The sequence below is a fragment of the Brevundimonas sp. UBA5936 genome (assembly GCA_002430835.1).
Lineage (GTDB): Bacteria > Pseudomonadota > Alphaproteobacteria > Caulobacterales > Caulobacteraceae > Brevundimonas.
In genome coordinates this window covers 367-22,127 of sequence record DJDA01000022.1, presented here as the reverse complement: position 1 = coordinate 22,127, position 21,761 = coordinate 367, and the positions used below count along the sequence as shown (strand labels likewise).

Annotated in this window: 23 protein-coding genes; 9 read left to right on the top strand and 14 right to left on the bottom strand. The window is 68.8% G+C overall.

Annotated features, from left to right (window positions below; genetic code table 11):
• Positions 1–72 precede the first annotated feature (72 nt).
• Entirely contained in the window at positions 73–1,029 is a 957-nt protein-coding gene (locus B2Y21_RS01950) for a LysR family transcriptional regulator (protein ID WP_292056431.1), read from the top strand.
• Here B2Y21_RS01950 and pcaD read toward each other — a convergent pair.
• Genes pcaD through B2Y21_RS01915 form a run of 7 tightly spaced genes read right to left on the bottom strand, consistent with a single transcriptional unit; the run spans position 1,010 to position 6,776 of the window.
• A complete protein-coding gene (gene pcaD, locus B2Y21_RS01945; RefSeq protein WP_292056429.1) occupies positions 1,010–1,798 on the bottom strand; it encodes a 3-oxoadipate enol-lactonase in 789 nt (262 codons plus the stop codon). The genes B2Y21_RS01950 and pcaD overlap by 20 nt on opposite strands.
• Positions 1,795–3,006 (bottom strand): 3-oxoadipyl-CoA thiolase, encoded by a 1,212-nt coding sequence (gene pcaF, locus B2Y21_RS01940; RefSeq protein WP_292056425.1) that lies wholly within the window; start codon positions 3,004–3,006, stop codon positions 1,795–1,797. The genes pcaD and pcaF overlap by 4 nt, the downstream gene beginning before the upstream one ends.
• The gene (locus tag B2Y21_RS01935) at positions 3,003–3,653 is read right to left on the bottom strand and encodes a 3-oxoacid CoA-transferase subunit B (RefSeq protein ID WP_292056422.1); all 651 of its coding nucleotides are present in this window, start codon (positions 3,651–3,653) and stop codon (positions 3,003–3,005) included. Before B2Y21_RS01935 ends, pcaF begins: the two co-directional genes overlap by 4 nt.
• A complete protein-coding gene (locus B2Y21_RS01930) occupies positions 3,650–4,363 on the bottom strand; it encodes a CoA transferase subunit A (RefSeq protein ID WP_409410738.1) in 714 nt (237 codons plus the stop codon). The genes B2Y21_RS01935 and B2Y21_RS01930 overlap by 4 nt, the downstream gene beginning before the upstream one ends.
• Positions 4,364–4,381: 18 nt before the next feature.
• Complete coding sequence (locus tag B2Y21_RS01925; RefSeq protein WP_292056419.1) at positions 4,382–5,275, bottom strand: dioxygenase; 894 nt, start codon at positions 5,273–5,275, stop codon at positions 4,382–4,384.
• Positions 5,276–5,314: 39 nt separating this feature from the next.
• A complete protein-coding gene (gene catC / locus B2Y21_RS01920; protein WP_200165468.1) occupies positions 5,315–5,605 on the bottom strand; it encodes a muconolactone Delta-isomerase in 291 nt (96 codons plus the stop codon).
• A gap of 4 nt (positions 5,606–5,609) precedes the next feature.
• On the bottom strand, positions 5,610–6,776 hold the full coding sequence (locus tag B2Y21_RS01915; protein ID WP_292056415.1) for a muconate/chloromuconate family cycloisomerase: 1,167 nt from the start codon (positions 6,774–6,776) through the stop codon (positions 5,610–5,612).
• Positions 6,777–6,873: 97 nt separating this feature from the next.
• On the opposite strand from B2Y21_RS01915, the gene B2Y21_RS01910 reads away from it, so the two are divergent.
• Entirely contained in the window at positions 6,874–7,176 is a 303-nt protein-coding gene (locus tag B2Y21_RS01910) for a hypothetical protein (RefSeq protein ID WP_292056413.1), read from the top strand.
• Positions 7,177–7,236: 60 nt separating this feature from the next.
• On the opposite strand, the gene B2Y21_RS01905 is transcribed toward B2Y21_RS01910, so the two are convergent.
• A complete protein-coding gene (locus B2Y21_RS01905; protein ID WP_292056412.1) occupies positions 7,237–8,214 on the bottom strand; it encodes a DUF6607 family protein in 978 nt (325 codons plus the stop codon).
• Positions 8,215–8,249: 35 nt separating this feature from the next.
• Positions 8,250–10,541 (bottom strand): TonB-dependent hemoglobin/transferrin/lactoferrin family receptor, encoded by a 2,292-nt coding sequence (locus B2Y21_RS01900; protein WP_292056410.1) that lies wholly within the window; start codon positions 10,539–10,541, stop codon positions 8,250–8,252.
• A 214-nt stretch (positions 10,542–10,755) separates the two neighbouring features.
• Between B2Y21_RS01900 and B2Y21_RS01895 the strand changes: the two genes are divergently transcribed.
• Genes B2Y21_RS01895 through mnhG form a run of 6 tightly spaced genes read left to right on the top strand, consistent with a single transcriptional unit; the run spans position 10,756 to position 16,852 of the window.
• Positions 10,756–13,716 carry a monovalent cation/H+ antiporter subunit A gene (locus tag B2Y21_RS01895; protein WP_292056408.1) on the top strand — a complete coding sequence of 987 codons (2,961 nt, stop codon included), beginning with the start codon at positions 10,756–10,758 and terminating at the stop codon, positions 13,714–13,716.
• Entirely contained in the window at positions 13,713–14,057 is a 345-nt protein-coding gene (locus B2Y21_RS01890; protein WP_003164218.1) for a Na+/H+ antiporter subunit C, read from the top strand. Before B2Y21_RS01895 ends, B2Y21_RS01890 begins: the two co-directional genes overlap by 4 nt.
• Positions 14,054–15,649: a monovalent cation/H+ antiporter subunit D gene (locus B2Y21_RS01885; protein ID WP_292056405.1), complete on the top strand. Its 1,596-nt coding sequence runs from the start codon at positions 14,054–14,056 to the stop codon at positions 15,647–15,649. Before B2Y21_RS01890 ends, B2Y21_RS01885 begins: the two co-directional genes overlap by 4 nt.
• Positions 15,646–16,143, top strand: a complete 498-nt coding sequence (locus tag B2Y21_RS01880) for a Na+/H+ antiporter subunit E (RefSeq protein ID WP_292056404.1) — start codon at positions 15,646–15,648, stop codon at positions 16,141–16,143. The genes B2Y21_RS01885 and B2Y21_RS01880 overlap by 4 nt, the downstream gene beginning before the upstream one ends.
• The gene (locus tag B2Y21_RS01875) at positions 16,140–16,421 is read left to right on the top strand and encodes a K+/H+ antiporter subunit F (protein WP_292056402.1); all 282 of its coding nucleotides are present in this window, start codon (positions 16,140–16,142) and stop codon (positions 16,419–16,421) included. Before B2Y21_RS01880 ends, B2Y21_RS01875 begins: the two co-directional genes overlap by 4 nt.
• Positions 16,418–16,852: a monovalent cation/H(+) antiporter subunit G gene (mnhG, locus tag B2Y21_RS01870; protein WP_292056400.1), complete on the top strand. Its 435-nt coding sequence runs from the start codon at positions 16,418–16,420 to the stop codon at positions 16,850–16,852. Before B2Y21_RS01875 ends, mnhG begins: the two co-directional genes overlap by 4 nt.
• Here the strand turns inward: mnhG and B2Y21_RS01865 are convergent.
• The 5 genes from B2Y21_RS01865 to B2Y21_RS01845 form a co-directional block, all read right to left on the bottom strand.
• Entirely contained in the window at positions 16,812–17,099 is a 288-nt protein-coding gene (locus B2Y21_RS01865; protein ID WP_087139155.1) for an HPr family phosphocarrier protein, read from the bottom strand. The two genes, mnhG and B2Y21_RS01865, sit on opposite strands and share 41 nt — an antisense overlap.
• Complete coding sequence (locus tag B2Y21_RS01860; protein WP_003164212.1) at positions 17,096–17,500, bottom strand: PTS sugar transporter subunit IIA; 405 nt, start codon at positions 17,498–17,500, stop codon at positions 17,096–17,098. The genes B2Y21_RS01865 and B2Y21_RS01860 overlap by 4 nt, the downstream gene beginning before the upstream one ends.
• A gap of 101 nt (positions 17,501–17,601) precedes the next feature.
• A complete protein-coding gene (locus B2Y21_RS01855) occupies positions 17,602–18,045 on the bottom strand; it encodes an HPr kinase/phosphorylase (RefSeq protein WP_292056396.1) in 444 nt (147 codons plus the stop codon).
• A gap of 10 nt (positions 18,046–18,055) precedes the next feature.
• The gene (locus tag B2Y21_RS01850; RefSeq protein WP_292056394.1) at positions 18,056–19,666 is read right to left on the bottom strand and encodes an ATP-binding protein; all 1,611 of its coding nucleotides are present in this window, start codon (positions 19,664–19,666) and stop codon (positions 18,056–18,058) included.
• Positions 19,635–20,342: a response regulator transcription factor gene (locus B2Y21_RS01845; RefSeq protein WP_087139151.1), complete on the bottom strand. Its 708-nt coding sequence runs from the start codon at positions 20,340–20,342 to the stop codon at positions 19,635–19,637. The genes B2Y21_RS01850 and B2Y21_RS01845 overlap by 32 nt, the downstream gene beginning before the upstream one ends.
• Positions 20,343–20,558: 216 nt before the next feature.
• On the opposite strand from B2Y21_RS01845, the gene B2Y21_RS01840 reads away from it, so the two are divergent.
• Positions 20,559–21,761 (top strand): hypothetical protein (locus tag B2Y21_RS01840; protein ID WP_292056391.1); only part of this gene is annotated, 1,203 nt, incomplete at its 3' end.

Sequence of the window (21,761 nt, the reverse complement as noted above, 5' to 3'; positions counted from 1 at the left end):
AATACAAAAAGGGCAGAGTCTGATGCCTTTTGGTTATTGCCTTGCGGCCGGGCGTCAGGCTCTGATGTTGGAATGAAACGCTCGCCGATGCCGGAACCTCTGCCGCGCGCCGTCCTTTCGGGCGTCGATGTGCGGCGTCTGCGCTATTTTCTTGCCGTGGCCGAAGAACTGCACTTCGGCCGCGCGGCTGAACGCCTCTTCATCGCCCAGCCCGCCCTCAGCCGTCAGATCGCCAGTCTTGAGAACGCCATCGGCGCCCTGCTGTTCGACCGCAGCCGCAGCGTCATCCAGCTGACCCCGGCGGGCGAGGCCCTGTTGCCGCGCGCCCGCGACATTCAGGCGCGGGTGGCCGACGCCGTGCGCGTGGCGCGCCGCGCGGCCGAGGGGCTGGTCGGGGTGATCCAGGTGGGCTTCGTCGGCTCGGCGACGTTCTCGATCCTGCCGGGGGTCTTCAACGCCTATCGCGAACAGTATCCCGAGGTCGAACTGGTGCTGCACGCCATGAACACGGCCGAACTGCGGGTGGCGCTGCGCGACCGCTCCATCGACGTGGCCTTCGCGCGGCCGGGCATTCAGGATCCCGACATCGTCAGCGAGGTGGTTCAGCGCGAGCCGCTGATCGTGGCCCTGCCCGACACCGACGTCCTGGCCGAACAGAGCCATATCGCCCTGGCCGATCTGGCGGTGCGGCCCTTCATCCTTTACCCGCGTCAGCCCCGGCCCAGCTTCGCCGACCATGTGCTGGACTTGTGCCGCGCCGAGGGCTTCACACCTGAGATCGCGCAGGAGACGCTGGAGATCCAGACGGCACTGTCGCTGGTGTCGGTGGGGGCGGGGGTGTCGATCGTGCCGGAATCGACCTCGGACGCCCAGCTGCACGGCGTCGCCTATCGCCCCCTGCTGGGCGAGGAGCAGGAAACGCAGCTGAGCCTGGCCTATCTGCGCGACAACCGATCGTCGGTGCTGGGCGGCTTCTGCGCCCTGGTGCGCGAACGCACCCGCAGCCAGATCAGGCCGCGAGGAAGCTGAGCACGGCCCCTGCGAAGAGGTCGGGCTGTTCGACGTTCGACAGGTGTGCGCCGTCCAGCACCTTCAGCTGGGCCTCAGGGATGGCCTTCACCAGGGCGGCGGCATGGTCGGGCGGGGTGGCTGGATCGGCGGCGCCCGAGATGACCAGCGTCGGCGTCGTAATCAATCCGCCCAGCCGCCTTAAGTCCATGTCGCGGATGGCGGCGCAGCACCCGGCGTAACCCTGCGGCGAGGTCGCCAGCAGCCCGGCCTCGATGACGGAGATGGGGCGGGGCGCGCGAGCGGCGAAGTCCGGCGTGAACCAGCGTGCGACCGAGGCCGCCGCCAGCGGCGCCATGCCCTGCGACAGGGCGCCGGCGATGCGCGCATCCCAGGCCGAGGGCGGCCCCATGAAGGCCGAGGTGTTGGCCAGCACCAGCCGCTCAAGCCGTTCGGGCGCGCGCACCCCCAGCCACTGACCTACCATGCCGCCTAGCGACAGGCCGCAGAAGGCGACGCGCTCTAGGCCAAGCGCGTCGAGCAACTCCACCACGTCGCGGCCCAGCCGATCGAGACCGTAGGCGCCCGCAGGCGCGTCCGAGGCGCCGTGTCCCCGGCTGTCATAACGCAGCACCCGGAACCGGGCGGAGAAGGCGGCCATCTGCGCGTCCCACATCTCCATCCGCGTGCCCAGCGAGTTGGACAGCAGCAGCACGGGCGCGTCTTCAGGGCCGTCGAACCGATAGCCCAGACGACAGCCGTCGCCGAGCGTAACGTGTTGCTCGCTCATACCCGCTCCACGATCATGCCGATGCCCTGACCGACGCCGATGCACATGGTGCAAAGGGCGTATCGGCCGCCGGTGCGGTGAAGCTGCTCCACCGCCGTCATGACGATACGGGCGCCCGACATCCCGAGCGGATGGCCCAGGGCGATGGCGCCGCCGTTGGGGTTCAGGCGCGGATCGCGCGGATCGACCTGAAGCTCCTGCAGCACGGCGAGGGCTTGCGCGGCGAAGGCCTCGTTCAGCTCGATGACATCCATGTCGGCCATGCTCAGGCCGGTGCGGGCGAATAGTTTGCGCGCCGTCTCGACCGGGCCGACGCCCATGATGCGCGGCGCCACGCCCGAGGCCGCCATGGCGACGACGCGGGCGCGCGGGGTCAGGCCGTGGTCGCGGGCGGCGGCCTCGGAGGCGACGATCATCGCCGCCGCTCCGTCATTGAGGCCCGAGGCGTTGCCCGCCGTCACAGTGCCGTCCGGCCGCACGACCGGCTTCAGCCTGGCGAGTGCGTCGAGGGAGGTGGCGCGCGGGTGTTCGTCCACTGCGAAGACGACGGGGTCGCCGCGCCGCTGGGGCACGGATACGGGCGTGATCTCGGCGTCGAACCGGCCCGAGGTCAGGGCGGCGGCGGCCTTGGTCTGGCTATCGAGGGCGAAGGCGTCCTGCGCCTCGCGGGTGACGCCCCACTGTTCGGCGACGTTCTCCGCCGTCTGGGGCATGGCATCCACGCCATAGGCGGCGCGCAGGGCCGGATTGATGAAGCGCCAGCCCATCGTCGTGTCTTCGATCGTCTGGGCGCGGTCGAAGGCGGTCACGGCCTTGCCCATCACATAGGGGGCGCGGGTCATGCTCTCGGCGCCGCCGGCGATCATCAGCTCGGCCTCGCCCGCGCGGATGGCCTGCGCCGCCAGCCCCACGGCGTTGAGGCCCGATCCGCACAGACGGTTGATCGTCGATCCCGGCACGGTCTCGGGCAGGCCCGCCAGCAGCACGGCCATGCGGGCGACATTGCGGTTGTCCTCGCCAGACTGATTGGCGCAGCCCAGGATGACGTCCTCGACGGCGCTCCAGTCCAGCGCGGGGTTGCGTTCGGCCAGCGCCCGCAGCGGGATCGCCGCCAGATCGTCGGCGCGCACCGCCGACAGCCCGCCGTTCAGCCGTCCGACCGGCGTGCGGACGGCGTCGCAGATGAAGGCTTGCGTGGGGGCGCTCATGCCGCCGCCGCCGCGATGGCCAGCGGCGCGCCGGTCTTGGCTGTGATCTCCTCGACCGTCACGCCGGGCGCGGTCTCGATCAGCGTCAGGCCGCCCTGTTTGCGGTCGACGGCGATGACGCCCAGATCGGTGATGATCAGATCCACGACCTTCCGGCCGGTCAGGGGCAGGGCGCATTGCTCCAGAATCTTGGGCGAGCCGTCCTTGGCGACGTGATCCATCACCACGACGATGCGCTTGACCCCGGCGACCAGATCCATGGCGCCGCCCATGCCCTTCACCATCTTGCCGGGGATGGTCCAGTTGGCCAGATCGCCGTTGGCGGCGACCTCCATCGCCCCCAGCACGGCCATGTCGATATGGCCGCCCCGGATCATGGCGAAGCTGTCGGCGGAGGAGAAGAAGCTCGAGGTCGGCAGCACGGTCACCGTCTGCTTGCCGGCGTTGATCAGGTCGGGGTCCGCCTCGCCCTCGAACGGGAAGGGACCGATGCCGAGCAGGCCGTTCTCGCTTTGCAGCGTGACGCGGACGCCCGCGGGCACATGGTTGGCGACCAGCGTCGGTATGCCGATGCCCAGATTCACATAGTAGCCGTCGCGCAGTTCCTGCCCGGCGCGGGCCGCCATCTCGTCGCGGGTCCAACTCATGCCGAGGCCTCCTCGCGCGGACGCGTCGTCAGCTTCTCGATGCGCTTTTCATTGATGGTCGAGAGGACGATGCGGTCGACATAGATGCCCGGCGTATGGATGGCGTCGGGATCGAGGGCGCCTTCGGGGACGATCTCCTCGACCTCGACCACGGTGGTCTTTCCGGCCGTCGCCATGTTCGGATTAAAGTTGCGCGCCGTCTTGCGGAACATCAGGTTCCCGGCCGGGTCGGCCCGCCAGGCCTTGATGATCGACAGGTCGGCGCGCAGCCAGGTCTCGCGCACATAGTCTTCGCCCTCGAAGGTCTCGACGGGCTTGCCCTCGGCGACGACGGTGCCGACGCCGGTCTTGGTGTAGAAGGCGGGGATGCCCGCGCCCCCCGCCCGGATGCGTTCGGCCAGGGTGCCCTGCGGGTTCAGTTCCAGCTCCAGCTCGCCCGAAAGATACTGCTGCTCGAACAGCTTGTTCTCGCCGACGTAGCTGGAGATCATCTTCTTCACCTGACGGCTCTCCAGCAGCATCCACAGGCCGAAGCCGTCGGCGCCCGCATTGTTGGAGATGACGGTCAGCCCGCCGACCCTGGAAGCCCGGATCTCGGGGATCAGGCTCTCGGGATTGCCCGAGAGCCCGAAGCCGCCGGACATGATGGTCATGCCGTCGAACAACAGGCCCTCGAGCGCGGCGCGGGGAGAAGCGAAAATCTTGGACACGAACCGCAGGTCTTTCGATCAGGCCGCCGCGCGGGCGCGGCCGGACAGGCTTTCGTCGGTCTTTTCAGCGGCGCGCTGCAGGGTGAAGTCGAAGGCGACATAGGCGCTGTCGCCCTGACGCTGCGGCACCGGCAGCAGGCCGTCGCGGGTGGCGAAGGCGAAGTCGTCAGCCGCGAACGGGTCGTCGCCGAAGTTGATCTGGGTCGTCAGCGAACGATAGCCGGGCGCCTCGACGAAGAAGTGGACGTGGGCCGGGCGGTTGCCGTGGCGGCCGATGGCCTTCAGCATCCGGTCGGTCGCGCCGTTCGGCGGCACCGAATAGCCGCTGGGGATCTTGGAGCTGAAGTAGTAGCGGCCGTCCGCGCCGATCTTGATGCGGCGACGGTTGTTGAACGGGGTCTGTTCGCCGGTCGGGTCGAAGTGGGAATAGAAGCCCTTCGAATTGGCGTGCCAGACGTGAAGGATGGCGTCGGCGGGCGCCACGCCGTCGGGGCCGACGATGTTGCCGGTCATATAGAGGGTGTCGGTGTCGTCGGCGTCGTCGGTCAGGTTGACGCTGTCGCCTTCGACCAGCGGCGCGCCTTCGACATAGAGGGGGCCTTCGATGGTGCGCGGGGTGCCGCCGGTGCGGCCCGCTTCGGCGTCCTTGGCGTCGAGGAACAGGTCCATGAAGTGCTCAAGACCCGAACCCGGAACGATCAGGCCGAACTCCTGGGCGCCGTCCTGGAAGAATTTGATCGCGCCCCAGAACTCGTCCTCGCTGACGTCGTGCTTGACGATGACGCGCATCAGGGCCTCGACCACGTCGCGGGTGATGGACTTCAGCCGGGGATCGCCGCCTTCGACGGTCATGCCGCTGGCGCGGTCGAGAAGCTGCTGAATCTCGGGCGTGGCGACGAAATCTTCGGTCATGTCTTCTTCCTCTCCATTGTACTTGGCCCTTGGGGGCTCTTAGCGATCGTCCTCGTGGATCGATGACGGATGGCGGCACAGGGCGGTGACCTGGACGTCCATGTAGGGAAACAGCGGCAGGGTGCTGAGCAGGTCATGCAGCGTCTGGGCGTCGGCGACGTCGAAGATGCTGACGTTGCTGTATCGCCCCGCGACGCGCCACAGGTGACGCCAGATTCCCTGACGTTGCAGATCCTGGGCGCGGGCCTTCTCCTCGGCCTTCAGCCTGTCGATCTTCGCCGGGTCGGCGTCGTGCGGAATCCGCACATCCATGGTCACATGAAACAGCATCGTCTTACCCCGCAACCAGTTTGGGCGTGATGACCGAGGTCCGGGAATCTCGATCGCGGCGGAGCGCCGCAACGGCGTCCTCGTTCAACTGAACGCCCAGGCCCGGCCCATTCGGCACGGTCAGGCAGCCGTCGGCGTAGTGCAGCGGCTCGACCAGCAGTTCCTCGGTCAGCAGCAGGGGGCCGAACAGTTCGGTGCCGAACTCGATCTCGAGCAGGGTGGCGAACAGCTGCGCCGAGGCGATGGTGCCGACCGGCCCTTCCAGCATGGTCCCGCCGTAAAGGGCGACGCCCGCCGCCTGGGCGATCCCGGCCAGGCGCTTGGCCTCGGTCAGGCCGCCGGCCTGGGCGATCTTCAGGGCGAAGACGTCGGCCGCCTGACCACAGGCCAGGGCGTAGCCGCTCTCGGGACCGTGCAGGGCTTCGTCGGCCATGATGGGGATCAGGCCCATGGCCGTCAGCCGGGCCATGCCCGCCGTCGCATGGGCGCGGATCGGCTGCTCGACCAGATCGACGCCCGCTTCGGCCAACAGGGGCAGGGCGCGCTTGGCGGCGGCCTCGCTCCAGGCCTGGTTGACGTCGACGCGGATGCTGGCCCGGTCGCCCAGGGCGCGCTTGATCGCCGCGACGTGGGCCACGTCGTCCTGCACGGGGCGCTTGCCGATCTTCAGCTTGAAGGCGGTGTGCCGACCCGACGCCAGCATGGCCTCGGCCTCGGCGATGTCCTGGGCGGTGTCGCCGCTGGCCAGGGTCCACAGCACCGGCAGACGGTCGCGGATGCGTCCGCCCAGCAGTTCGCTGACCGGTACGCCCAGACGCTTGCCTTGAATGTCCAGCAGGGCGGTTTCGACGGCGTTCTTGGCGAAACGGTTGTCGATGATCGAGCGACGCAGCCGCTCCATGATGATGGCCGGGCGGGTGGTGTCGGCGCCGATCAGCAGCGGCGCGAAATAGGCGTCGATGGCCAGCTTGATGCCTTCGGGGCTTTCGCCGCCGTAGGTCAGTCCGCCGATGGTGGTGCCTTCGCCGATCCCCTCGATCCCGTCGGCGCAGCGCAGGCGCACCAGGACCACGGTCTGCGACTGCATGGTGGCGACCGACAGGACGTGCGGCCGGATGGTCGGCACGTCGAGGACGATCGTCTCCACGAACTCGATCGCTGATCCCTGCACCCTGTCGTCTCCACGTTTCTCGTTGAGATCGAACTTAGGCGCCGGGCGTCATGACCTAAAATGCCGATTTGTTCAGACTTAATGCCAAAAAGGCATCATGTACCGCAGCGTTCGCCTGAAAAAACCATCCGAAGAGCGATGTTCCGCCAAGTCCTTGTCTCTGAAATTTAACCGGATCGCCGTCGAAACGTGCATGGACCATCACCAAGCGGTCCTAGCCTCTGACGCTATCGCAGACAGGGGGATGCGGATGAAGTTCACGTTTTCATCGCGGGCGATCGCACCGCTGACGATCGCGGGTCTGGCGCTGGCGACGGCGGTGCTGGTGGCTGTGGCGCCCGGTCAGGCGCAGGCCCGCGAGGCGCCGCATGTCGTATGCTTTCGGCTGGCCGAAGGCTGATCTCCAACGTCTGAAATTGAAAAGCCCCCCGTTCCTGGCAGGAGCGGGGGGCTTTTTGCGTCAGCGGGCGGTCGTCTCGATCAGGACGTGAGCCTGGGCGATGGCCGCCTCGGTGGTCAGCTCGCCAGCCTGGACTTGATCGGCCAGCTTCATCAGGGGCGGGGCGGTGATGGCGCCGGTCTCGGCTTCCTCTGCGACATGGACGCCGCCGTCGCGGGCGATCACAGCGTCCCAGGCGTCGCGCACGGCGGCCCAATAGGTCTTCGTCGCCGCCCAGTAGTCGTCGCCCGCCTTGGGCGAGAAGGCGGTCGAGGCGTCATAGCTGTTGATGACGTCTTCCTGCACGATGGCGACCAACTCGCCGCCGTCCTTGCCCGACAGCTTCATGTTGTCCTGGATGTGGACCCAGCCGTCATGCTTCAGGATATGGCGGTTGGTGCCGAGGTAGCGGTCGTAGACCGGGTTGCGCACGGCGTCGCGGCGGGCCAGCGGCCGCCAGGTCGGGCCGGAGGTCCAGGCGCTCAGCCCGTTCTCATAGGTCCAGCGGCCGACGCCGCCGTAACGCGGAGAATCGTCCGTCTGCCACACCGTCTGGGACCAGGCGCCCTCGCGCTCGGCGGCGGGGACGGGCGTGGTGCGCCAGCTGTTGTCGCCGACATAGGTCAGGACGGTTTGCGGCTGATAGACCCAATCCTGGCGCCAGTGTTTGACGACGACGCTCTGGCCCCCGTGCTCCATCACCAGGATGTGCTGCAGGCTGATGCGGTCGCCGTTGTCGTAGACCAGGCGGACGATCTCGGTCCCGCCGGAGAGCTGTTCCTCCAGCGGGTCGTAGTCGGCGCGGAAGCTGACGTTTTCGCGCATGTCGAAGTGGACGCGGAATTCGCCAGCCTGGGCCAGGATCGACTGGCGGTCGCGCTCGAACTGAGGGCTGCGGGCGGGTGCGGCGGCTTGCGTCGATTGGGCGGCGGCGGCGGTCGCCAGGGCGGCGGGCGCCGCCCCGGTCAACAGGGCGGCGGCGATCAGGATGGCGCGCATGGAAGGCTCCTTGGCGATGGGCGGGGTCGGATGCGTCACAGGCGGACGCTCAGGGAGACGCCGACGTTGCGGCCCGGCTGGGTGAACGCGTCCAGGGTTCCGGGGCTGGCGCCGACGGCGGGGCGGCTCAGGCCGCGCACGTCGCTCCACCAGGCGTATTTCTCGTCGAAGACGTTGAAGACGCCGGCGCGCAGGGTGGCCCGCTCAGCCACGTTCCAATAGGCGGTGACGTCCAGCAGGGTGAAGGATTCGCCCGGCCAGCACAGGCCGCCGCCGCACTCGTGGTTCGACTTCTTGTCCGACCAGGTGACGGTGGCGCTCCCGCCCCAGACGCCCGAGGGCGCGGCGTAGTTCAGGCCGCCGACCAGCTTGATCGGATCGACGCTGGTCAGGGCGCCGCGCTCGCCCTCCGTCTCCTGTTCGCCGTCGGCGAAGGAGGCGGCGACGATGGTCGAGAAGCCGTTGTCCCAATGGATGTCGCCGCGCGCTTCCAGACCCCAGATCTTCACCGTGGTCAGGTTGACGTACTGATAGATCAGCGGGTCGACGCCGGGACGGCCCGTGCCGCGCACCACCACCTGGTTGATGAAGTCGTCGTATTCCGTGCGGAAGGCCGTCGTCTGCAGCGACAGGTTCCCGCCGAAGAGGTCCAGGTTGCGGAAGCGGAAGCCGCCCTCGATGCTCTCGCTCGTCTCGGGCTTCAGGTCCGGGTTGGGGATGGACTCATAGCCGAACACCGGGTTGGCGAAGAAGTTGTTCACCTGCATCGGCGAGGGCGCCTTGAAGCCCTGGGCGTAGTTGGCGAAGAGGCCGAAGTGGTCGTCGGCCCAGTAGATGACGCCGATCTTGGGCGACAGATGGCTGTCGCTCTGCTTCTCGGCGGCGGCGGGGAAGAGGGCGTCCTTCTTGGGCGTCAGCTCATACCAGTCGTAGCGCAGGGCCGGGATGATGCTGAGGCGGCCGCCCAGCAGGTCGATCTCGTCCTGAATGAACAGGCCCGCCAGGTCGAATTCGGTCTTGGGGAAGGGGCGGGTCGGGAAGGTTTCGCCGGTCGGCGGCACGGTGCCGTCACGGACGCCTTCCTGGGTCGTGCGCGACCAGTCGGCGCCGAAGGTGATGCGGTGGCGGACGGCCTCGCCGCCGAAGCTCTTGGACCCCTGCGCCGCCAGGCCCCAGACGGCGTTGTCGAAGGTCACGTCGCGGGTGCGGTCGCCCGAGACGGTGACCGGCGGCGCGGCGCCGACGATGGTGGTGATGTCGCGGTCTTCAAAGGTGAACTGGCGGGTCGTCGCCTCCTGCCAGAAGCCGGCGACCGAACCCTTGTCCAGGCCCAGGAAGTCGCTGAAACGCCAGTCCAGGCTGACGCGATCGCGCTGGGTCTCGTCCTCGGCCAGAACCTGATTGACGGTGGTGATGGTGGTGCGGCCGGGCATGGCCATGGTGCTGGAGCCGCGGGTGCTCAGGGCGTCGCCGCTCATGTCCTGGTCGAAGTGGTCATAGGTCAGGCGCACGACGTGGTCCGGGTTCACGTCCCAGACCAGCTTGGCCAGCACGGCGTTCGAGGCGAAATCCTGCGGGTTGGGCTGGGTGCGGGCCGCGCCGACGCCGCCCGTCTCGGCCATGTTTTCGGTCTCTTGAGCGTCACGGCGGGTGTAGGCCAGCAGGCCCGAGAAGGCGCCGCTGCGTCCGGCCAGGGCCAGGCCCTCGGTCCAGCCTTCGTCGGCCGAGTTGTAGCCGACGCGCGCACGGGCGCCGAAGTTGCGGCCCGCCTCGATGAAGTCGGCCGGGTCTTTCGAGGTGAAGCTGACGGCGCCGGCGATGCCGTCCGAACCATAGAGGGCCGAGGCCGGGCCGCGCAGGATCTCGACCGACTTGACCAGATCCAGGTCGTTATAGCCGCCGCGACCGACCGACTGGGCGCCGAAGGCGAAGCCGTCCGGCACGCGCACCCCGTCCTGCACGATCAGCACGCGGTTGCCGCCCATGCCGCGAATGGTGAAGCCGGAATTGCCGTCGCGCCCGGCGCCGGACAGGGCGGCCGAAAAGCGGGCGGGGCTGGTCGGGACGCTGACGCCCGGTTCGAACCGGATCAGATCCTTGATGTCGGTGACGAGGTTGGTCTCGATGTCCTTGGCGGTGATGACGCTGATGCTGGCGGGCACTTCGTCGACGCGGCGCTCGGTGCGGGTGCCGACGACGGTGACCGGGGCCACGCGCACGGGCTCGTTCAGGTCGATCGCATTGTCTTCGACGGCGGGCGCGGCGATGGCGGGAACAGCGGCGGCGAGGGCGGTCAGCCCGACGGAAATCATGAGTAGCGAGCGCATCGGCGAGACCCCGGTTGAAACTGAGGTCGCTTTAATGCGAACGATTATTAGAATCAATCTTAGTCTTTTCGCGCCCCAATCGTTCCCGCTACGGTCACAATCGCGCCAACTCGTCGCTTTGACGCAAGCGCGTCATTTCCCTTAGGAAAAACTCTGGCAGAACGAGGAGGCGCGATCCGCAGCCTTTCGGACGCCGTCCCAAAATTTTTCGGAGATGATCGACACGCCCGTGCCCGCCAGCTTCCTTCTGCTTGTCATTCTCGTCCTGCCCTTCATCGGGGCCATGATCGCCTCGGGGCTGCCGCGCCATGCGCGCACCGCTGCGGCCATCCTGTCGTGGATCATCGCCCTGATCAGCGTCGGCTGTCTGGCGGTGCTCTGGCCCAGGTTCCAGGACGGCGAGGTGCTGAAGCTGACCCTGGCCTGGCTGCCGTCTCTGGGGGTCAATCTGACCATTCGCCTGGACGGCCTGTCCTGGCTGTTCAGCGCCCTGATCCTGGGGATCGGCGCGCTCGTGGTGCTGTATGCGCGCTACTACATGTCGCCGAAGGATCCGGTGCCGCGCTTCTTCTCCTTCCTGCTGGCCTTCATGGGCGCCATGCAGGGCGTGGTGCTGTCGGGCAATCTGATCCAGCTGGTCGTCTTCTGGGAGCTGACCAGCCTCTTTTCCTTCCTGCTGATCGGCTACTGGCACCAGAACGCCTCGGCGCGCGAGGGCGCGCGCATGGCCCTGTCGATCACGGCGACGGGCGGGGTGGCCCTGCTGGTCGGCATGATCCTGATCGGGCGCATCGTCGGCAGCTATGAGCTGGACGCCGTCATCGGCGCGCGCGACGTCATCCTGGCCAGCCCGCTGTACCCGGTCGCCCTGGGTCTGATCCTGATCGGCGCCCTGACCAAGAGCGCCCAGTTCCCGTTCCACATCTGGCTGCCGCGCGCCATGGCGGCGCCGACGCCGGTCAGCGCCTATCTGCACTCGGCCACCATGGTGAAGGCGGGCGTCTTCCTGCTGATGCGGTTCTGGCCCGTCTTCGGCGAGACCGAGATGTGGTATTTCGTGGTCGGCGGCCTGGGGCTGACGACCCTGCTGGTCGGGGCCTGGTGCGCCATCTTCCAGCACGATCTGAAGGGCCTGCTGGCCTATTCGACCATCAGCCACCTGGGCCTGATCTGTCTGCTGCTGGGCCTGGGGTCTGACCTGGGCGCCATCGCCGCCATCTTCCACACCATCAACCACGCCACCTTCAAGGCCTCCCTGTTCATGGCGGCGGGCATCATCGACCATGAGGCCGGCTCGCGCGACATGCGCAAGCTCAGCGGCCTGATCCGCTTCATGCCGATCACCGCCACCCTGGCCATGGTCGCCGCCGCCGCCATGGCGGGCGTGCCGTTGCTGAACGGCTTCCTGTCCAAGGAGATGTTCCTGGCCGAGGCCCTGGCCAGCACCCAGACCTCGGCGCTGAACCAGGCTCTGCCGGTGCTGGCGACGCTGGCGAGCGCCTTCAGCGTCCTCTATTCGCTGCGCTTCATTCACAGCACCTTCTTCGGCCCGCCGCCGACCGAGCTGGACCGCGTCCCGCATGAGCCGCCGGCCTGGATGCGGCGCCCGGTCGAGGTGCTGGTGGCCCTGTGTCTGCTGGTCGGGATCTTCCCGGCCATCACCGTCGGCCCCTTCCTGCGCAGCGCCGCCGTGACCATGCTGGGCTTTGACCTGCCCCAATACAGCCTGGCCCTGTGGCACGGCTTCAACCTGCCGCTGCTGCTCAGCGTCATCGCCATGGCGGGCGGGATCGGCCTCTATGTCGTGTTCGGCAAGGCGCTGAACGCCAATCCGCGCGGCGGCCCCTGGGGCATGAAGCGGCTGAACGGCGGCTATCTGTTCGAGCGGTCCCAGGTCATTCTGATGGACCTGTCGCAGTGGATCGTGCGCCATCTGGGCGCGCAGCGCCTGCAGCCGCAGCTGCGCCTGATCCTGCTGACGGCCCTGCTGTCAGCAGCTGTGGCGGCGGCGGGCGGCTTCGTCCTGACCTGGCCCGAGTTCCGCGTTCCCCAGGCGCACAACCTGGCCTTCGCCGCCCTGTGGCTGGCGGGCGGGGCCTGCGCCCTGGCCGCCGCCTGGCAGGCCAAATATCACCGCCTGGCCGCCGTCATCCTGATGGGCGGGGCGGGTCTGGCCAGCTGCCTGACCTTCGTCTGGCTGTCGGCGCCCGATCTGGCCCTGACCCAGCTGGTGGTCGAGGTGGTGACGACGGTGCTGCTGCTGCTGGGCCTGCGCTGGCTGCCCAAGCGCCTAGCCGAGATCCATGTGCCCGAGTCCGAGCAGCGCCGCGCCCGCTGGCGTCGTCGTCTCGACCGGGGGATCGCCGTCTGCGCCGGCGCCGGCGTGGCTCTGATCGCCTGGGCCGTCATGGTGCGCCCGCCGGTCGAAGGCGTGTCGCGCTTCTTCGTCGAGAAGGCCTATGAGGAGGCGGGCGGCCGCAACGTCGTCAACGTCATCCTGGTCGACTTCCGCGCCTTCGACACCTTCGGCGAGATCACCGTCCTGGGCGTCGTCGGCCTAACGGTGCTGGCTCTGCTGCGTCGCTTCCGTCCGGCCAGCGACAGCCTGTCCCAGCCGATGCAGAAGCGGGTGCAGGACGCTTCGGACCGCGCCCGCGAAGGCCGCACCGAGGGCGACACCCTCAGCGACACCATGATGATTCCCGGCGTGGTGATGCGCTGGCTGTTCCCCTTCATCATCCTTCTGGCCGTGCACCTCTTCCTGCGCGGGCATGACCTGCCTGGCGGCGGCTTCGCGGCGGGGGTGGCGCTGTCGATCGCCTTCATCCTGCAATACATGTCGTCCGGCGCCCGCTGGGTGGAGGAACGGCTGGAGATCCGCCCGATCATCTGGATCGGCGTCGGCCTGCTGCTGGCCGCGCTCAGCGGGGCGGTGGGCTGGATCTTCGATCAGCCCTTCCTGACCACCTATTTCCAGTACGCCGACCTGCCGCTACTGGGCCGGGTGCCGCTGGCCAGCGCCGTCCTGTTCGACCTGGGCGTGGTGGTGCTGGTGGTCGGCGCCACGGTGCTGGTGCTGGTCGCCCTGGCCCACCAGTCGCTGCGCCGCGCGCGCATCGAGGAAGCCGAGGCTGAAGCGGAAGCCGAGGCCGAGCAGAAGGGAGGGGCGCAATGACCCAGATCGTCCTGGCCCTGGCCATCGGCGTCCTGACCGGTTCGGGCGTGTGGCTGATGCTGCGCCCGCGCACCTTCCAGGTCATCATCGGCCTGTCGCTGGTTTCCTATGCGGTCAACCTGTTCATCTTCTCCATGGGGCGGCTGCGCTCGGCCGCGCCGCCGATCACCAGCAAGGGAGCCGAGGATCCGGCCCTCTACGCCGATCCGACGCCCCAGGCCCTGGTGCTGACGGCCATTGTCATCAGCTTCGCCCTGACGGCCCTGTTCCTGGTGGTGCTGCTGGCCTCGCGCGGCGAGACCGGCAGCGACCATGTCGACGGCCAGGAGGCGCCCGAATGACCGACTGGCAGGAACATCTGATCATCGGGCCGATCGTTCTGCCCATGGTCATCGCTGCGGCCATGCTGCTGTTCGACGAGCGCCGCCGCCTGCTGAAGGGCGGCCTCAGCCTGTTCGCCATGGCGGCCATCCTGGCCATGGCCCTGGCCCTGCTGCACGAGAGCGCGACCGGGGCGACGGGCGGGGGCGACACGGCTCGCGTCTATCAACTGGGCGACTGGCCGGCGCCGTTCGGCATCGTCCTGGTGGCGGACCGTCTGTCGACCCTGATGGTGGCCCTGACCAGCGTCCTGGGCGCCTGCTCCATGATCTTCGCCCTGGCGCGATGGGACCGGGCGGGGCCGCGTTTCCACGCCCTGTTCCTGTTGCTGGTCATGGGGGTCAACGGGGCCTTCCTGACGGGCGACCTGTTCAACCTCTTCGTCTTCTTCGAGATCATGCTGGCGGCCTCCTACGGCCTGGCGCTGCATGGGTCGGGCGAGGCGCGCATCCGGGCGGGCCTGGCCTATATCGCCGTCAACCTGACCGCCTCCATGCTGTTCCTGATCGGGGTCAGCCTGATCTACGGCGTGACCGGCACCCTCAACATGGCCGATCTGGCCGTGCGCATCCCCCAGATCGCCGAGGCGGACCGGGGCCTGTTCCATGTCGGCGCGGCCGTCCTGGGCGTGGCCTTCCTGACCAAGTGCGCCATGTGGCCGCTGGGCTTCTGGCTGACCACCACCTATTCGGCGGCCAGCGCCCCGGCGGCGGCCGTCTTCGCCATCCTGTCCAAGGTCGGCGCCTATGTGATCATCCGCCTCAGCTTCCTGCTGTTCGCGCCGGACAGCGGCGCCTCGGCCGGGTTCGGCCAGCTGTGGATCCTGCTGGGCGGCCTGGCGACCATCGGCTTCGGCACGGCCGGGATCATCGCCGCGCGCGACCTGTCGATCGCCGCCGCCTACGCCGTCATCGTCTCGTCGGGCACGGTGCTGGCGGCCGTCGGCATCGGCAACGCCGACGTCCTGGGCGGGGCGGTCTTCTACCTGGTCGGCTCGACCCTGGCCTGCGGCGCCCTGTTCATGCTGGCCGAAGTGCTGAACCGGGGGCAGGATCCCGGCGCGCGCTCAGGCCGCGCCGTCTTCGAGGACGAGTACATCGATCCCTTTGACGACGAGGAGCGCAACGAGCCCGGTCTGGTCATTCCGGCGGCGGTGGCGGCCCTGGGCGGCGCCTTCCTGATCTCGACACTGATGATCGCGGGCCTGCCGCCGCTGGCGGGCTTCATCGGCAAGCTGGCCATGATGGACGCCCTGTCGGGCGTCGGCGGCTGGGCAGGCTATGGCGTGATCGCGGCCCTGTCCCTGGCGTCGCTGGGCGCCCTGATCGGGCTGACGCGCCTGGGCATGGCGGCCCTGTGGGCGCGGGACGACGACGCAGAGCCGGCGGTCGTGGTCGGCGCCGCCGAAGGCGTGGCCATCGCGGGCCTGTTGGCGGCCTGCATCTTCCTGGCGATCTTCGGCGAGGCGGGCTTCGCCTATGCCGACCACACGGCCGACTGGCTGGTGCGGCCCGACGCCTATGTCCGCGCGGTGCTGGGAGGCGGCTCATGATCCGGGCGGTTCTGCCTCACCCCATCCTGTCGCTGGCCCTGTTCGGGGCCTCGGTGCTGCTCAGCGGATCGGCCGCGCCGCCGGCTCTGGCTCTGGCCCTGCTGATGGCCCTGGCCGCGCCCCACATCATGCGCGCCCTGGAGGTCGAGCCGGTTCGCGTCAGAAAACCGCTGACCCTGCTGAGCTTCGGTCTGGTGGTCGCGCGCGACATCATCCGGTCGAACTGGGAGGTGGCCCTGGTCGTCCTGGGGCTGAACGCCTCGCGCGACAGCCGCGTCTCGGGCTTCGTCCATATTCCGCTGGAGATGCGCGACCGCTACGGCCTGGCGGTGCTGGCGGTGGTCATCACCAGCACGCCGGGCACCATCTGGGTCGAGTATGAGGATGCGACGGGCGTGCTCCTGCTGCACATCCTCGACCTGAATGACGAGGACGACTGGGCGGGTCGGATCAAGAACCGCTACGAGCGCCGCCTGATGGAGATCTTCGAATGAGCGGCGCCGTCTTCTACTGGGCGCTGGTTGTGGCGCAGCTGTTCCTGGCCGGGGCGGCCCTGATCGGGGTCTGGCGCATCGCCAAGGGGCCGCGCGCCCAGGACCGCATCCTGGGCCTGGACACCGTCTATCAGGCCGGGATGCTGCTGGTCGTCGCCTTCGGGGTGCGGACGGGCAGCCACCTGTATTTCTATGCGGCCGTCATCATCGGCATGCTGGGCTTCACCTCATCGGTCGCCCTGGCCAAATTCCTGATGCGCGGCGAGGTGATCGAATGAGCGGCTTTCCCGCAAACGTCCCGGCCTGGGCGGCGCTGCTGGCGGCGGGGCTGGTGCTGGCCGGTTCCGGCCTGACCTTCGTCGGCGCCCTGGGCCTGGTGCGGCTCAAGACCTTTTATGAGCGGGTTCACGCCCCGACGCTGGGGGCGACGCTGGGCATGTTCCTGATCCTGGGCGGGTCGGTGGTCTACTTCACCGCGGCCGAGGGGCGGTTCATGCCGGTCGAGCTTCTGGTGGCGGTCTTCTTCACGGTGACGACGCCGGTGACGCTGATCATCCTGGCGCGCGCGGCCCTGTTCCGCGACCGGACCGATCGCTCCGGCGACGGGGTGCGGGTGCCGCTGGAGGGCGAGTGCGACGGGGTGGTCCGCACGCCGCCGGACCTGACGGCTATTGATCCTCGTCGAAGCGACGCGCCACAAGGTCGGTAAGGGCGGCGACGGCCTCGGCGGCGTCCGGCCCCTCGGCTTTCACCTCGACGCCGCAGCCGATCCCGGCGCCCAGCATCAGCAGGCCCATGATCGAGCGGGCGTCCACGGTCACGCCGTCGCGCGTCACCTGGATCTCGGATTCGAACTCCGAGGCCAGCTTGACGAACTTGGCCGAGGCGCGGGCGTGCAGGCCGCGCTGGTTGCAGATGTTCAGCACCGCCTGGGCGGAAGGGGCGACGTCGCTCATTTCTCGCCCGCCAGCACCCACGACGCCACCGAGATGTATTTTCGGCCCGCATCCTGGGCGTGGGCCACGCAAGCCTCCAACGTCTCGCGGCCGCGCACGCTGGCCAGCTTGATCAGCATGGGCAGGTTCAGCCCGGCGATGACCTCGGCGCCGGTCTGCTCCATCACCGAGATGGCCAGGTTGGACGGCGTGCCGCCGAACATGTCGGTCAACAGGATGACGCCTTCGCCTTCATCGACGGCGGCGGCGGCGTCGACGATGTCGCGGCGGCGCCGCTCCATGTCGTCCTCAGGGCCGATGCAGATGGCGGCGACGCCGCGCTGCGGCCCCACCACGTGCTCCATCGCCGACAGGAATTCGGAGGCCAGGCCCCCGTGGGTGACGATCACCAGCCCGATCATATAGGCTTCACCAAAGACATCCCCAGCTCGCCTCGACGAGCGACAAGCCTCGTTTCATAGGGCAATCGCGGCGCGGATCAAAGGGCGCCGTCGTCGCGCCGTCATGGAAGCGTTGCGACGACGTTCATCGCCGCCGCGACGACCAGGGGCGCTGAGGCGGGACGAGGGTCCAGACCCAGGCGTGGGATCGCGATTCCGTCGATCACGTCCTGGGCCTTTTCTGGCATCCGCTCGACCGGCTCATGGGTCAGGTGCAGCGACAGGGCGATCCGCGCCAGGGGCAGGAAAGGCTGGCCGACGACGCCCAGGCCGCGCACCTCCATCCGCCCGGCGATGGTCGCGGGCGCGGCGGCGTAGAGGACGCCCTCGCAGGCGAAGACGTCCACCCAATCGTCGCCGACCAGCCGCCAGCCGTTCTGCATCAATCGCAGGGCCAGGTCGCTCTTGCCGGCGCCGGATCGTCCCTGGATCAGCACGCCGCGCCAGGCGCCGCCGAGGCGGAGCGCGGCGACAGTGGCGTGCAGGGGCTGGCGGGGCGCGGTCATGAGCGTCAGATCACGGGCGCTTGCCCGTCGCCGGCAACCGCACCTCGAAGCGGGCGCCGACCACGGCGCCGTCGGGGCCGGTGCGGTTCTCGGCGTGGACGCGCCCGCCGTGGGCGTCGATGATCTGGCGCACGATGGCCAGGCCCAGGCCCGAGTTGGCGCCGAAGGCCGTGCCCTTGGGCCGTGAGGTGTAGAAGCGCTCGAACACCGTCTCCAGGTTTTCAGCCGGAATGCCGGGGCCGTCGTCTTCGACGCGGACGCGCAGGGGCAGGTCGGGCTGGCTGTCGTCGCGCTCCAGGCTCACCCGCACTTCGCCGTCGGGCGGGCTGAAGGAGCGGGCGTTGTCGATCAGGTTGCGGAACACCTGGCCCAGAGGAATGTCGCGGCCGACGACGCGGGCGCTGTCGGCGCTCAGGACGAAGCGCACCGGGGGCTCGCCCGGCTTCTGACCGGCCTCATAGACGCCGATGATGTCGCCCAGCAGTTCCTTCAGATCGATGGCGCGCGGGCGGTCGCGCGACAGTTCGGCGTCCAGGCGCGAGGCATTGGAGATGTCGGTGATCAGGCGATCCAGCCGCCGCACGTCCTGCTGCAGCAGATTGGTCAGGCGGGCCCGCTGCTCATCGGTCTTGACCAGGGGCAGAGTCTCCAGCGCCGAGCGGATCGAGGTCAGGGGGTTCTTGATCTCGTGGCTGACGTCGGCGGCGAAGCGTTCGATGGCGTCCATGCGCGTCGACAGGGTGTCGGTCATGGACTCAAGCGCGCGGGCCAGGTCGCCGATCTCGTCGCGGCGGTCCTCGAGGTCGGGCAGGGAGATGGCGCGGGCGCGCTGTAGACGCACCTGGTCCGCCGCTGCCGACAGCCGCATCACCGGCCGCGCCACGAACAGGTGCAGCACCAGCGACGCCAGCAGATTCACCGCCAGCGCCACCAGGGCGAAAGGCATCAGCGCGCGGCGTTGCGCGTCCAGGGTAGCGTTGACGTCGCCGGCCTCCAGGGTCAGCACGCCCAGCACCTGCTGCACATGGCGCACGGGCAGGGAGACGGAGACGACGCGCTCTCCCTCTTCGTTGCGGCGGATGGCGGCCTGAGGCGTGCCCTGCAGCGCGCGCTCGACCTCGGCCGACAGTTCGGCGTCGGCGCGGGCCAACCGTGCGGTTTCGCGGCGTGAAGGCTCGGTCGGGGCCAAGGCGGTGCCCGCCGGATTGGCCGGAGGCAGGGGCGCGCCGGGGATGGCGTCGCTGACCCGATAGGAGTCCGACACCTCGATCCCGTCCATGTCGAACAGGCGGGCGCGCTGGCCCGCCGGGATGAAGTTGTCACGCAGCCACAGGGCGGCCGCGCGGTCATCCAGCATGGGATAGGGATCGCCCTGGGTGATGCCCAGTTCGCCCAGGACGTTGGCCAGCAGTTCAGCCTGGACGCCGAGCGATTCCTGGCGCGCCTCGATCAGACCGCGCCGCCACTCGTTGAGCAGCAGGGCGCCGCCGAACAGGATCAGCAGGCTGAGAAGATTGAGGGCCAGGATGAAGCCGCCCAGGCGCGATCCGCCGAAGCGGAATCGGCGCCGCGCCGGGGCGTCTTCAGGTTCAGCTCTCGCGGTAGCGGTATCCGACGCCATACAGGGTCTCGATAGCGTCGAACTCAGGGTCGACCATGCGGAACTTCTTTCGCATCCGTTTCACATGGCTGTCGATGGTGCGGTCGTCGACATAGACCTGATCGTCATAGGCGGCGTCCATCAGATTGTCGCGGCTCTTCACGAAACCGGGGCGCTGGGCCAGGGCTTGCAGCAGCAGGAACTCGGTGACGGTCAGCTTGACCGGCCGGCCGTCCCAGGTCGATTCGTGGCGCGCCGGGTCCATCGACAGCTTGCCGCGCTTGATCGCCTTGCCGGCTTCGACGGCGGCCGGATCGATGGGGTCCAGGCCTTCCACGCCCGCGCGGCGCAGCAGGGCCTTGACCCGTTCGATCAGCAGGCGCTGGCTGAAGGGCTTGTGGATATAGTCGTCGGCGCCGAGGTTGAAGCCGAGGATCTCGTCGATCTCCTCGTCCTTGGACGTCAGCATGATGACCGGAATGCTGGAGGTCTGGCGCAGGCGGCGCAGCACTTCCATGCCGTCCATACGCGGCATCTTGACGTCGAGGATGGCCAGGTCCGGCGGGGTGGCCTCCAGCGCTTCCAGGCCCGAGGCGCCGTCGTGATAGGCGGTCACCGTATGGCCGTGGCTTTCCAGCGCCAGAGAGACGGAGGCCACGATGTTCTCGTCGTCGTCGACCAGGGTGATGTTAGCCAAGGGCTTCTCCTTAGTGCGGGCGGGTCGATCGCTTGATCGGCCGCCGTATCCGGTAACGCGCGGCAAGCGTAACCGTTCTATGCATTCGCGGTGACTTTACGGCCACTGCAAAATGGTTTGCGCGACTCTGCCTTTCAACCCGTGCGAGGAAAAGGCGAAACCTCGCCTTAAAGCCTGGAAAGCCAGAATAGGCGTCTTGCTGTCCACGAAAGCGCCATGGCCGGTCCCGTTCACTACGAAATCTACATCCGCCGCACGCCGCCGGACGACTGGTCGCTGTCGCAGGCGATGGAGGATCGCCGCCGCGCCATGGAGACGGCCGAGGATCTGATGCGCGACCGTCAGGCCGTGGCCGTGCGCGTCACCAAGGAGACCCTGGACCCCGAGACCATGGAGTTCGCCAGCGTCGTCGTCCTGACGCGTGGCGCGCCGGAACTGAAGCGCAAGCGCCCGGCGCCGGTCGAGCCGCGCGGCCCTTCCTGTCGCGGGGTGCAGGATCTCTACGCCCCCCATGCGCGCGAGACCATCGGCCGCATCCTGGAGGACTGGTTGGGGCGCCAGGGCGCGACGGCCTTCGAGCTGCTGCACCGGCCGGATCTGGCCGAACGGCTGGAAGCCTCCGGCGTGGAACTGCAGCACGCCATCCAGAAGGTCGCGGTGCCCGAGGCCCAGGCCGTGCCCGGCCAGTCGGTGCATGAGTTGATGCGCCACTATCAACGCCTGGCCGAACAGGCGATCGAGCGGCTGTTGAAGGCGGGCCGCAGTCGGACGTTCGCCGATCTGGAGACGCGATCCGTCGCCGATCTGGCGCACAGCCTGGCCGGGGCGCCCGACCGGGCCTTCCTCATGGGCGGGGCGGTGGCCGGGTCGCTGCGCGGCCTGACGGGCGCGCGGGCGCGGCTGGAGCGGCTGATGGACATCTGCGATCGGGCGCCGATCGAGGGGCCGCCGCGCGCCCTGGTGTTCGTCGCGGTCGAGCAGATCCTGTGCGAGCTTCTGGGATCGCGCGCGGGTCTGGCCCAGATCCTCGGCCCCGGCCTGGATCAGGGCTCCAGCCTGGCGGCGGCCGTGCGTATGGTCGCCCCGCGCGAGGTCGGCGCCGTTCTCGCCCATGACCCGCGACTGACCTTGCTGGTGCCGCCAGTCGAAGGCCCGCCGGCGCGGCTGGGCGAGCGGTTGGCGGCGGGCGAGTTCCCCCTGCTGGCGGCCGCCCTGGCGCGGATGGTGCTGCGCGAACTGATGAGCCAGCGCCGCCTGCGGCCGGGCGACGCCGTGGGCGAGATCGACATTCTGCGCGCCCTGGCCACCGCCCTGACGGCCACGGCGGGACGGCTGCTGACGCTGGAAGAGGTGCAGACCGCCTTCATCGAACGCTCGCGCAGCCTGGTCGCCGCCGATTTCGTCGCCGCCTATGTCGCC